9 protein-coding genes are annotated in these 12,897 nt (G+C 44.3%); 5 read left to right on the top strand and 4 right to left on the bottom strand.

Features of this window, described 5'->3' with window-relative positions; translation table 11 throughout:
• Positions 1-31: 31 nt before the first annotated feature.
• On the bottom strand, positions 32-1,018 hold the full coding sequence (locus tag BST99_RS04545; RefSeq protein ID WP_105000742.1) for a transporter: 987 nt from the start codon (positions 1,016-1,018) through the stop codon (positions 32-34).
• A 174-nt stretch (positions 1,019-1,192) separates the two neighbouring features.
• Here BST99_RS04545 and BST99_RS04540 point away from each other — a divergent pair, with 174 nt between their 5' ends.
• The 3 genes from BST99_RS04540 (at position 1,193) to BST99_RS04530 (ending at position 6,382) form a co-directional block, all read left to right on the top strand.
• On the top strand, positions 1,193-3,664 hold the full coding sequence (locus BST99_RS04540) for a YfhO family protein (protein WP_245916178.1): 2,472 nt from the start codon (positions 1,193-1,195) through the stop codon (positions 3,662-3,664).
• A 64-nt stretch (positions 3,665-3,728) separates the two neighbouring features.
• A complete protein-coding gene (locus BST99_RS04535; protein WP_317046111.1) occupies positions 3,729-4,934 on the top strand; it encodes a glycosyltransferase in 1,206 nt (401 codons plus the stop codon).
• Positions 4,925-6,382: a lipopolysaccharide biosynthesis protein gene (locus BST99_RS04530; protein ID WP_105000740.1), complete on the top strand. Its 1,458-nt coding sequence runs from the start codon at positions 4,925-4,927 to the stop codon at positions 6,380-6,382. Before BST99_RS04535 ends, BST99_RS04530 begins: the two co-directional genes overlap by 10 nt.
• 71 nt (positions 6,383-6,453) lie before the next feature.
• Here BST99_RS04530 and BST99_RS04525 read toward each other — a convergent pair whose 3' ends face one another.
• Together BST99_RS04525 and uvrA are read right to left on the bottom strand one after the other, a co-directional pair.
• Complete coding sequence (locus BST99_RS04525; protein ID WP_105000739.1) at positions 6,454-7,728, bottom strand: hypothetical protein; 1,275 nt, start codon at positions 7,726-7,728, stop codon at positions 6,454-6,456.
• Between the two features lie 156 nt (positions 7,729-7,884).
• Positions 7,885-10,671 carry an excinuclease ABC subunit UvrA gene (uvrA, locus tag BST99_RS04520; protein ID WP_105000738.1) on the bottom strand — a complete coding sequence of 929 codons (2,787 nt, stop codon included), beginning with the start codon at positions 10,669-10,671 and terminating at the stop codon, positions 7,885-7,887.
• A gap of 245 nt (positions 10,672-10,916) precedes the next feature.
• Between uvrA and BST99_RS04515 the strand changes: the two genes are divergently transcribed.
• Positions 10,917-11,498 (top strand): RNA polymerase sigma factor, encoded by a 582-nt coding sequence (locus BST99_RS04515; RefSeq protein ID WP_105002435.1) that lies wholly within the window; start codon positions 10,917-10,919, stop codon positions 11,496-11,498.
• Positions 11,499-11,718: 220 nt separating this feature from the next.
• On the opposite strand, the gene BST99_RS04510 is transcribed toward BST99_RS04515, so the two are convergent.
• Complete coding sequence (locus tag BST99_RS04510) at positions 11,719-12,387, bottom strand: endonuclease III domain-containing protein (RefSeq protein ID WP_105000737.1); 669 nt, start codon at positions 12,385-12,387, stop codon at positions 11,719-11,721.
• 39 nt (positions 12,388-12,426) lie between these two features.
• Between BST99_RS04510 and bcp the strand changes: the two genes are divergently transcribed.
• Positions 12,427-12,885, top strand: a complete 459-nt coding sequence (bcp, locus tag BST99_RS04505; RefSeq protein ID WP_105000736.1) for a thioredoxin-dependent thiol peroxidase — start codon at positions 12,427-12,429, stop codon at positions 12,883-12,885.
• Positions 12,886-12,897 lie beyond the last annotated feature (12 nt).

Genomic DNA, 12,897 nt, shown 5'->3' with positions numbered 1-12,897 from the left:
AGAAGCCAATATTACTTATTCCTGAGCGCTTTTAAAAATCAGATTTTCGCGCCTTATTCCGCTTTTTACGAGATCCGCGTTTTTTGATTCTTTTGTTGCTGGTAGGGGATGCCTCTTTCTTTTTGACCAACCGATCACGGTGTCTGTCTATGCGATAAGACATTCCTGCCGAAGCAAAATAGCGGCTTGGAGTAGTTTTTATGCTGGCTCCGATATTAAAATCGACTTGAAAATCGGCATTGAACAAATGCGCAAAACCTGTTCTAAATAAAACATCAGCATAGCGATCACTCTGTATTCCCTGGTTTTCGACAAAGATGCTCCATCGAGGATTTCGGAGGGAATGAGAGATCGACACAAGGTAGCTGTACTCCGGAAAATCAGTACTGATTCGATCGTAGGCAAAATTGCCGATCAACACCATTTTTGGAGTTAGACGACTCTGGGTCGCCACCATTGCCCGGTAGCTCAAGAGCGGATCCTCTGGGTAAAATGGATTGTCTCCGATTGTAAAGTTTGCTCCCCCGTAGAGGGAAACGGCAGGGATTAGGTTTTTCCACTGAAAGAGATTGTTCTTCCTCCAACTGTATAAATTGGGTTTGCTGCGTTTGGGATTCTTGTAAGGATCAAACACCAACAATTTAAGACCCAATCGGTTCCTTGTAAAATTAGAGCGGACATCGCTCTGACCTCCAAGTGCATTGAACTGTATATCCTGGCGAATAAAGGTGCCTTCATAGGTCACTTCTAAGGTTTCGAAGTACAAACCATAACGCAGAGCGAAATCAGTCCCAACAATACTGGACTCTGTATTCAGCAAAGAGTGATCCTGAATTTCATAAAATCCACCAATTTCTGCCTGAAGCACATTGCTTCCCAAGGCATAGGCGCTAACGGCCAATCCAGGTCGATTGGAATTGATGACCTCCGTATACTGGGCGTTGACACCAGGAGATAAACAAATTAGAAGTAACAGGAGTCCTACAACTCTCTTAACAGAGGAATTACCCGATTGCATAGTTCAAAATTCAATTATAATGTTCGAGTACTGTTTTGCAATAATCACAAGGACTTAAGAGCTGTATGGTATACTTAAAACGAGGATCGCGGGCGATTCGTATGTCTTTTCAAAATTAGTATTTCTAAAGTTGGAATGGACAAAAATGACGTATTTTCGTCGTCAAAGCACAGTATGAAAGGGTTCCAAAAAGAGTTATTACTGCAAGGAGGAGTGATCTTCTTTTTTATTGTTTTATCCCTGTTTTTTTTCTCTCCAGTACTCAAAGGAGAAGCCTTATACCAGTCTGATATAGGTCAGTATTTGGGAATGGCCAAAGAACGAAACGACTACAAGGAGGCTACAGGTAAAGAATCGTATTGGACCAACAACGCTTTTGGGGGTATGCCTACCTACCAGTTGGGTGCGAATTATCCGCATGATTACATCAAGCGTCTAGACCGACTCATCCGTTTTTTACCTCGCCCGGCGGACTATTTGTTTTTGTACTTCCTCGGTTTTTACCTTTTTATGATCAGTTTGAAAGTAGAGTGGAGGTGGGCTGTACTTGGCGCCTTGGCCTATGGCTTTTCTACCTATTTAATCATCATACTTGAGGTGGGGCACAATGCCAAGGCACATGCCCTAGGGTACGCGCCTATTGTACTCGCTGGACTGATGTTGCTCTTTCGAAGGAAGTATTTCTGGGGAGGTGTGATTTTTGCCTTGGGCATGGCTTTTGAAATCAGCGCCAATCACTACCAAATGACCTACTACCTCATGCTCCTGGTTGGGGTTTACTTGCTCATTCAATTGGTACAGGCTTATCGCGAAAAGAACTGGAAAGTTTATGGAGTACAGGTGGGTATATTACTGCTGGGTTTGCTTTTTTCCATTGGGACCAACGCTACAGGAATCTTAGCAACCCAAGAGTACGCCGCTTGGAGCACCCGAGGCGACTCTTCCTTGGAATTAACCCCAGAAGGAACCCAAAAGGAAAGCACCTCTGGATTAGACAAAGAATACATCACCCGCTATAGTTATGGGATTAGTGAATCCCTAAATCTATTCGCGCCTCGCCTGTTTGGAGGATCCAATGGTGAAAATTTAGGTGAAGACTCCAATACCTTTCAATACCTGAGAAGCCGCGGGGCCTCCTACCAACAGGCATCGCAGTTCAGTGAGGCCTTACCCTTGTACTGGGGAGCTCAGCCCATCGTGGCGGCACCAGCTTATATCGGAGCCGTTATTTTCTTTTTATTCGTCTTGGCACTATTCCTTGTCAAAGGCCCACTGCGGCTATGGCTATCGTTAGGCGCTTTGTTTTCGTTACTCCTCTCCTGGGGTAAAAATTTTAATGCGCTGACCGATTTTATGATCGACTATTTTCCGCTCTATAACAAATTCCGAGCGGTCTCCTCGATTCAAGTCATTTTGGAAATCTGTGTTCCTGCCTTGGCCATAATTGGCTTATATCAATTCTTTAAAGGAGGACTGGATGAAGCGAAGAAACGCAAAGCTTTGTTTTGGTCCGGTGGCATCACCGCTGGCTTGTGCTTACTCTTGCTTCTTTTCAAAGGGAGTTTCTCTTTTGAAGCTGCTTCTGATGCCCAATACACCCAATACTACGGGGCCGAAATAATGGCCATGATTCAGGAAGACCGCAGCGCCGTTTTTAGTGCTGATCTCTGGAGAAGTTTTTTCTTGATTCTAGCCACTTTTGGCATCCTTTTTATAGCGCTTAAAAAGAACACCAAAGAGGTCTATTGGATTGGCGTCATGGGCCTATTGATCTTGGTGGACCTGTACGGGGTAGCCAAGCGATACCTAAAGGAGGATGACTTTGTCGGTAAACGCCGAATCGAAGTTCCTTTTGATATCACAGAAGCCGATAGACAGATTCTTCAGGACACCTCCTATTACCGTGTATTTGACTTTAATGAACAACTCAATGGAGCAAGAACCAACTTCTACCATAAATCCATAGGGGGTTACCATGCGGCAAAACCGGGAAGTTTAGAGGAGTTATTCATGTATCAGGCTTATCAAGGAAACGACCAAGTCCTCGACATGTTGAACGTCAAGTACTTTATGCAAAGAGGGGAAGAGGGTCAACGAGTTGCACAGCGCAACGCAAGTGCCTTCGGGAATGCCTGGTTTGTAGATACCCTGGAAGTAGTCAATAGTGCCGATGAACTAATGCTTCGTATGAAGGAGGTAGATCTGAGGTTTACCGCTCTTGGAGTGAAAGGAGACAATACAGCGGTGGAGTCCGCTCAAGCGGGCCGTATCTTTTCCGTGGATTCATTGGCTTCCATACAGCTTAGCAGTTATAAACCTGATGCCTTGACGTATAGCAGTCAAAATAGCGCCGAGGGTATCGCCGTCTTTTCGGACTTGTGGTATCCCGAAGGATGGATTGCAGAAATCGATGGAGAGGAACAGCCCATCCTGAAATTAAACCACGCCTTACGAGGCCTTCAGGTCCCAGCCGGAAATCACCAAATCAGCTTTCGATTTGAACCCCAAGTTGTTAAAAAGGGGAGTAGGATTAGTCTTTTCTCTTCCCTAATGCTCTTTTTTGTTGTTGCCTACGGAATAGGTCAACCCTATATCCCCGAACGGTTCCGCTTACCCGAAAGGTTCATGAAAGATCCGGATGCATAAGCTACTGCTGATAACATATTATTGGCCGCCGGCGGGAGGACCAGGGGTCCAACGTTGGTTGCAGATGTTGAAGCACCTTCCTGAACACGGTTTTGAGATCAGTGTTTGGGTACCCGAAAACCCCTTTTACCCGATTGAGGATGCCCAGTTAGTCCAAGACATTCCAGAAAACATAGAAGTGCTCAAAAGCCCGATTCGAGAGCCAGGTCAGTTTTTGAGGTGGGTTGCCCCTCGTAAAACCAAGCGCATCAGTGCAGGGATCTTACAAGAGAAAAAAGTACATTGGACGGAGCGAGTTCTGCTCTCGATCCGAGGCAATCTGTTTATTCCAGATGCCCGCATTGGCTGGGTTAAACCCAGTGTTCAAAAACTAGTCCCTCTGATTCAAGAGAAGAACTTTCAAACCGTAATTACCTCCGGACCACCGCATAGCTTACACCTTATTGGCCAGGAGCTCAAAAAGTCCTGCTCGATTAAATGGGTCGCCGATTTTAGGGATCCCTGGACCAGTATTGGGTACCACAAAAAGCTGGGACTGGGAAGAAGGGCAAGCAGAAGACACCAAGAGCTTGAAAAAAAGGTACTGCAGTCGGCCGATCAGATCTTAGTGACGAGCCCCGGAACTAAGAAGGAATTTCAGACCCTAAGCACTCAACCCATCGAGGTGTTGACCAATGGGTATGAGAACCTCATGGAAAAGGGGAGGTTGGACTCCGATTTTACTCTTTCTCATATCGGGTCCTTATTGTCGGCTCGTAATCCTAAGGCACTTTGGCAAGCCTTATCAGAACTAAAAACAGAAGACTCCTTCTTTGCTGAAAAGTTTAGGCTACAACTAGCGGGAACAGTAAGCGAGGAAGTTATTCAAACCATACGTGATTCTGGTTTAGAAGAGAACCTGCTACTCTTGGGCTACATTCCACACGCCGAGGTGAGGCAACTACAAGCCCAATCGCAAGTCTTGTTGCTGCTTGAGATTAACCATGCGTACACCACCTCCATTTTGCCAGGGAAACTCTTTGAGTACATGGCGAGCCTTCGGCCGATATTGGCTGTGGGGCCGAAGGGATGGGATGCTCAGGCTATTCTGGAAGAATCCCAAACAGGGCGTTTTTTTGGGTACGATCAGAAAGAAGCCATCAAAGCGCAATTGAAGGATTGGTTTGCCCGTTACCAGTCTAATACCCTAAACGTTAAGGGTATTGGAATTGAAGCGTACAGTCGTAAAAACTTAAGCGCTCAGCTCGCTTCTATTTTAGCATGGGAATAGTATTCAAACAATCGGCATTAAATACGGCCATCACCTTTTTAGGTTTTGGTATCGGTGGTGTGAACACCTTATTCCTCTACACCTACATCCTAGGAGATAGCAACTACGGTCTAACCATGGTTATCTTATCGACTGCCGCCCTCCTCATGCCGCTTATGGCCTTGGGGATGCACAATACCCTTATGCGTTTTTACGAGGGCTATAAAAATCAACAAGAACAAGACGACTTTTTAGCTTACACCTTGTTTTTGCCGCTATTGCCCGTGGGACTAATAGCGCTTGGTGTGCTCTTATTTCCGGATCAGCTCGAAGGCTTCTTAAGCCGAAGAAATCCAGAAGTGGGGGGCTACCTGTGGTATATTTTTCTTATCGGTATAGCGATGGCTTATTTCGAGATCTTTTATGCCTACGCCAAGGTCCAACTAAAATCCGTTTGGGGTAATGCACTTAAAGAAGTTTTTAGCCGATTCGGGGTCTTTCTGCTGCTACTGGCCTATTACCTCGAATACATTGATCTGGACACTTTTTTTGGAGGATTAGCAGGGGTTTACTTTTTGAGGATGCTTTTGATGAAACTCTATGCCTACCGAATCAGAATGCCCAAACTTCGGTTTAAAGCCCCGAAGAATCGACGCGCCATTTGGACGTACACCCTTTTAATCGTTCTGGGAGGGTCTGCAGCAGTTATCTTATTGGAGATCGATAAGTTCATGCTCAATCAGTACATTGATTTGGCCAAGGTGGCCTACTACGGGGTAGGGATCTATATCGCAACGGTGATTGTGGTTCCCGTTAGAGCGATGAATCAAATCACTTTTCCTTTAACGGCCAAGGCCCTACACGAAGACGATAAGGCGGAACTCAAAGTACTCTATCAAAAATCCTCCATCAATCTATTGGCCGCATCAGGGCTCTTGTTCTTACTGATTATTAGCAGCTTGGATGATCTTTACGCACTCTTGCCAGAAGATTACAGTCAAGGCTGGTATGTGGTCTTGATCATTGGCTTGATGAAAGTGATGGACGCCTCCTTGGGCAATATCAACTCTTTGCTCTTTTACTCCAAATACTACAAAGGGATGCTCATCCTGGGAATCGTTCTAGCCGTTTTGACGATTATGTTGAATATTCTCTTTATCCCACAATGGGGTGCCATTGGAGCGGCCTGGGCCACCTTTACGGCCGTGTTGATTTACAACGGGTCTAAACTCCTTTTTGTCTGGCAGGTATTTGGTTTATTTCCTTGGCGGAAGAGCACCTTACTGCTCTGCTTTATGATTCTCTTGATTGGTTTTGGATTTTATTGCTTACCCCTTGGTCTAGAAGGGGTGGTCGCTATTCTAGTACGATCTGTGCTTCTTGGTGGAGTTTACCTTGGTTTGCTTTATTACTTCGGGTTTTCAGCCGATATCAATCAGGTCATCAATAGTCGGTTAAAGAAGGGGTAAAAAGAAACCCCGAGAAGGAAAATCCTGCCCGGGGTTAAACAACTAACCAACCTAAAAACTAATTGTTTGTATTAAGACGATCGAGAGGATCGACTGTTACTTCTTCCTGAACTACTTCTTCCAGAACTATTTCTGCTTCCAGAAGAAGAGCTTCGCTTCGCCGAGGTATTTCGGGATCCACTGCTGCGTTTAACAGACTTGGTTGATCGGGAAGAAGCATTACTTCTTTTATTCACGGAACTTCTATTCGAATTTCCTTTAGAATAGGATTTGGTTGTACGGCTAACTGTTCTTCCTTGTCCATTGGAACGAACTTGTCTTTTGGTGACCGTAGTTCCCTTTCTATTCTGGGTCACTTTTCGGGTGGTAGTTCTGGTCGCCTGACCTGAACTTCTCCCTTGAGTTGTGCTGCGACGAACCGTTGTTGTACTTCTATTACCATTACTTCTGGCGGTACGTACCGTTGTGCTGCGATCAGAACCATTTCTGTTGGATCTTACGGTTGCACTTCGGTTGGAAGAACCACGGTTTGTGCTGTTGCGGTTCACGTCTCGCCCTTGACGACTATTGTTACGTGTCACCTTGTTGTTCGAACGACCACGATCGGCCAGAGAAACAGTTCTATTTGAACGATCTGCTCTTCGGTTCTCGCGAACAGCTACACGTCTGTCGTTGCGGTATACACGTGCACGGTCTCTATCTTGTCTGTAGCGTCTTTCCTGACCGAACTGGTAGAAAGCGCGACGTCTGTTGAAACGATACGGTCTGTAATAGGTGTATCGGATCGGGTTATAGAATCGTCGGTAAGGGGTATTCCACACAGTACAGAATCCAAATGCCGGACGGGCAAAGTATCGGTGCCATGGACGGAAAACATAGCGACGGTTATAGATATTGATAAAACCAGTATAGTGTGTGAAAACGCGGTTTCTATAAAAGAGACGTAGTCCACCGATACGGCTTACCAGGCCATTTCTATACCAAATATCGACGTTTCCGATCTGATTTACACGACCGTAGAAGTCGTAGTAAATCGGGATGTTTTCAACTTGAATTACAGCGCCGTAATCGTCGTACTGAACGAAGGGGTTGTAGTCAAAACCAGAGTTGAAGGTAACTCCAACATTTCCGAGTTGTACACCAACTCCTACACGGGCTTGATTACCGATAAAGAAATCGAATTCACCATCCGGATAAACCGAGAAGGTTACGCCTCCTTCATCAAAAATGAAGTTGTCGCCATAGTTGTTCCAGTTGCCGGGATAGACCTTATTCGCCGCCTCAGCAGTAAACAAGAATGGACTTGTCATCAGTACCGCTACCAATATGAGTATTCCTTTTTTCATAATCCTAAGGTTTAAATTTCCGAATGCAACTATTTACATCCGTCAACGATAAAACAAACAGCGTGCCAAAAAAATCATACCGCACTCAGTACGCTGAATAACAGACGTTTAATACTTTTAAAAAAGAATTACTCCGTAAGTGGAAGACTACGAGAATCAGGAAGTCAATTTTTCTGCAAGGTAATTCCCGGTATGAGAATCCTTGATTTTAGCCACTTCTTCAGGGGTGCCAGCGGCACTTAAATAGCCCCCATTTTGCCCGCCTTCTGGTCCTAAATCCACGATGTAGTCGGCACACTTGATCAAATCAATATTGTGCTCAATTACCAGAATGGAATGACCTTTTTCGATGAGCGCCTCAAAGGACTTCAGCAACTTTAGAATATCATGAAAGTGAAGACCGGTCGTTGGCTCGTCAAAGATGAATAAGGTTTTATCGGATTGATGCCCCTTGACTAAAAATGACGCTAGTTTAATTCTCTGGGCTTCACCACCCGATAAAGTTGCGGAGGATTGGCCAAGAGTAACATAACCCAAACCAACATCTTGAAGGGGTTGTAGTTTTTGAACCAACTTCTTTTGCTGGTGCTCTTTAAAGAAACGAAGGGCATCATCAATGGTCATATCGAGCAATTGACTGATGTTAATCCCTTCATAGGTTACTTCGAGGACTTCTTTTTTGAAACGCGTTCCTTTACATACATCACAATCAAGGTGAACATCCGCCATAAACTGCATCTCGATGGTAATTTGCCCTTCTCCCTTGCAGTTCTCACAACGCCCGCCATCGACGTTAAAGGAGAAGTGCTTGGGTTTGTACCCACGCAACTCCGCTAGTTTTTGACTGGAATAAAGAGCACGGATATCATCGTAAGCCTTTATATAGGTGACCGGGTTGGAACGGGAAGATCGCCCGATGGGGTTCTGATCAACAAATTCAAGTTGTTGAATAGCACTGATGTCCCCTTCTATTCTGCTGTGTTGACCGGGCCTGTCACCATAGCCTCCGATTTCTTTCAACAAGGCAGGGTAGAGGATCTTCCGAACCAGGGTACTTTTTCCACTTCCCGATACTCCCGTAACGACGGTCAATCCTTGTAGCGGAAATTGGACATCTATATTTTTGAGGTTGTGCTCCCGAGCACCTCGAATACGAATAGATTTCTTCAGGTTTCTCCTTTTAGTGGGCAGAGGGATTTCTAAAGTCCCATTTAAATAGGAAGAAGTAAGCGAATCGGATTTCATGATGTCCTTAATCGTTCCTTCTGCTACGACTTCTCCTCCGAGGGTTCCCGCTTCTGGTCCTATATCTATAATATGATCGGCCGCCCGCATAATTTCTTCATCGTGTTCCACCACGATCACCGTATTGCCCAAATCCCGGAGATCTACCAGAACCGAAATAAGGTTCTCCGTATCCTTCGGGTGCAAACCGATACTGGGTTCATCCAATATATATAAGGAACCCACTAAACTACTTCCGAGGGAGGTAGCCAGATTGATGCGTTGACTTTCTCCACCCGAGAGCGTATTGGATTTTCGGTTGATACTTAGATAACCGAGACCAACCCGAATCAAATAAGATATACGGTTGTTGATCTCGATGAGTAAGCGCTTGGCTACCTTTTGTTCGTAATCCGAAAAGGTCAGGTCCTGGAAGAATTCTTGAAGTGCAGTAATCGGTAGGTCGACCAGCTCGCTTAAGGACTTGCCTCCAATCTTGACGTACGCGGCTTCCTTTCGCAGGCGCGTACCCTGGCAAACATCGCATTTGGTCTTTCCGCGGTAGCGTGAAAGCAGCACCCTGTTTTGGATCTTATAACTCTTTTCTTCAAGCTGCGTAAAAAACTTGCGGATTCCGATGAAGTGATTATTGCCTTCCCAGACCAATTGCTTTTGTTCCTCGGAAAGTTCAAACCAGGGCTTGTGTATAGGAAAGTCGAATTTGTAGGCTGAATCTACCAGTTGATCCCGGTACCAGCTCATGCTTTCTCCCCGCCACGGAAAAACGGCGTTCTCATAAATGGACAAGGCGGTATTGGGGATAACCAAGTCTTCATCAATGCCAATGACATCTCCATAGCCCTCGCATTTTGGGCAGGCCCCATAAGGATTATTAAAACTAAAGAGGTGGGTGTTGTTCTCCAGGAAACTCATCCCGTCCAATTCGAACAAATTGCTAAAAGAGATTCGATCTCCCGAATCTACTTCTTCTAGCGAACAGTGACCTTTCCCTTCAAAAAAGGCATTGTCCACGGCTTGCCCCAAGCGGTTATAGAAATCATCATCTTCTTGTTTTACGACAATACGATCGACGATGAGTTCAAAACTTCTCCCCAAATCCTCGGGTACTTGATCGATGCGGTAGACGTTATCCCGGAATTTGAGCCTCGCATAACCTTGCTTTGAAAAAAGTTGGGCTACTTTAATAGGTTCCCGATCTTCAGGAACCTGAATGGGTGCCAGCAAAAGTAGCCTTATGCCCGCTTCGAAGGTTTTAACCTGATCGATAACATCCGAGACCATATGCTTCTTCACTTCATTTCCTGAAATAGGGGAATAAGTCTTCCCCACGCGGGCGAAAAGCAGTTTAAGGTAATCGTAGATTTCGGTGGTTGTTCCAACTGTTGAACGGGGATTGGTGGTATTTACCTTTTGCTCTATAGCAATGGCCGGGGCAATCCCCTTAATGGAATCCACCTGAGGCTTGTCGAGTTTTCCAAGAAACTGCCTGGCATAAGAAGAAAGTGATTCTACATACCGGCGCTGCCCTTCTGCATATAAGGTATCAAAGGCCAAGCTGGACTTACCCGAACCCGATAATCCGGTAATTACCACGAGTTGATTTCGGGGAATGGCTAGGTCAATATTCTTTAAATTGTGTAAACGGGCTCCTTGTATTAAGATATGTGTCTTGGGATCAATATCTGCTAGGGTGGTCATTCATCGAATTTTAAGGGCTAAAAACCGGGCAAACTTCATTTTATATCTATATTGCGCAAGTTAACATCAAAAAAGCTTCATATCACAACATACTTTTTTAGCGGGTATGTGTTTTATCTAAATTTGGTAGTGTAATTAAATCGCTGATAGGCCTATACAGAAATAATTACTTTTTTATTTAACTAAAATAACTATGGATCAGGCAGTTATGCTGTTTGGCCCTGTATACCAAAAAAGTAATTTGTATGGAGCTACAAATGGAAGATTCCGTATTGGTCAAACAATACGTCGACGGTGACGAAAAAGCCCTTGAAGTACTTATCAATCGTCACAACCAAAAAATCTCAAGTTTTATTTATTCTAAAGTTCTGGACAAGGACATCACAGAAGATATCTTTCAGGATACCTTTATTAAAGTGATCAAAACCTTGAAGAAGGGATCGTATAGCGAAGAAGGAAAGTTTCTTCCCTGGGTGATGCGAATTGCACACAACCTAATCATCGACCACTTCAGAAAGAACAAAAGGATGCCTAAGTTTGAGGGAAGCGAAGATTTCAACATCTTTTCTGTTATCAAGGATGATAAACTCAATGCTGAAAAACAATTGATCAAAGACCAAATCGATAGTGATCTATCTCTTTTGATCGAGGAACTACCTGAGGACCAGAAAAAAGTTTTAATCATGCGTATTTACAAAGACATGAGTTTTAAAGAGATCTCCGAAAATACCGGAGTGAGCATAAACACTGCGCTTGGACGTATGCGTTACGCTTTGATCAACCTCAGAAAGATCGTAGACCGTAATAATATCGTTTTAACGAATTAATCTGCCGATTATCGAAGGAGACAATATTTCGTATTTCATCCCGTTCTTGGATAGAACGAATAAATTGAAATATGGAAAAAATTTACTCCGAAGAAGATGTCTGTAAACTCCACAAATCGAGTCCAGAGACCATTAAATTTCTGTTAGATTATTCTAAATCGCTTCAAGTAGTTGAATACAAGAAGTTTACCTTTGAGCAACACTTGAACTAGCACAATAACTAAACCGCCTTTTTGGCGGTTTTTTTATGGTATTCTTCCAAGACCGTTTTTCTACCAATCGTTTTGGTGATCATGTCATTCTCTAACTTCCATCCTCTGGCAGGAGAATATTCTCGTCCATACCAAATGATCTGCAAGTGAAGGTCATTCCATAACTCTTTGGGAAACAGCCTTTTCGCGTCCTTTTCTGTCTGTTGAACATTCTTTCCGTTGCTGAACCCCCACCGATACATCAATCGATGAATGTGCGTGTCTACAGGAAAGGCTGGTATTCCAAAAGCCTGAGAAACTACAACACTGGCTGTTTTATGCCCCACTGCTGGGAGCTCTTCCAATAGCTCAATACTTCGAGGAACTTCGCCTCGGTATTTATCAATCAATATTTGGGATAAGCCATAGATACCCTTCGCCTTGGAGGGAGATAATCCAACAGGTTTGATAATTTCCCGGATCTGATCGACCGATAGCCTGACCATATCATACGGGTTGTCGGCTTGTTCAAATAGTAGAGGCGTTATTTGATTGACCCGTACATCCGTGCTCTGTGCGGACATCAATACAGCAATTAAGAGGGTATAAGGGTCTTTGTGATCGAGGGGAATGGGTATTTCTGGGTAGAGTTCTTGCAGGGTCTTGATGCAAAAATCAACTTTTTCCTGTTTAAGCATTAATGGTTAATTTTAAACAAAATTATAAATAAAGTCTTCATGAATATACTTCAAGTTGGGCAAAAAGTCCCTCACTTTTCCGTTCCTGATCAAGATGGTAACCCGCACAGTCCCGAAGATTATCTCGGTAAAAAATGGGTTGTGTTCTTTTATCCACGAGCCAATACGCCAGGATGTACAGCCGAAGCCTGTAACTTGAGAGACCACTACAAAGAGCTGCAAGACGCTGGTTTTGATATCGTTGGAGTTAGTGAAGACAGTGAAAAGAAGCAGGCTAATTTCAGAAACAAATACGAATTCCCTTTCCCTTTATTGGCCGACGAAGAGCACCAGGTGATTGACGCCTTTGGTGTTTGGGGGCCTAAAAAGTTCATGGGCAAGGAATACGATGGTCTTCATCGCACTAGTTTCTTAATTAATGAGCAGGGAGAAGTGACACATGTTATTGAAAAGGTTAAAACCAAGGACCACGCTGCCCAGATTTTAGATCTCCTCTAAGTCTTGAAAAAA

The sequence above is a fragment of the Aureicoccus marinus genome, from assembly GCF_002954325.1.
Taxonomy (GTDB): Bacteria; Bacteroidota; Bacteroidia; order Flavobacteriales; family Flavobacteriaceae; genus Aureicoccus; species Aureicoccus marinus.
The sequence above is the reverse complement of the archived record's forward strand: the minus strand, read 5'-3'. Positions and strand labels throughout refer to the sequence as shown.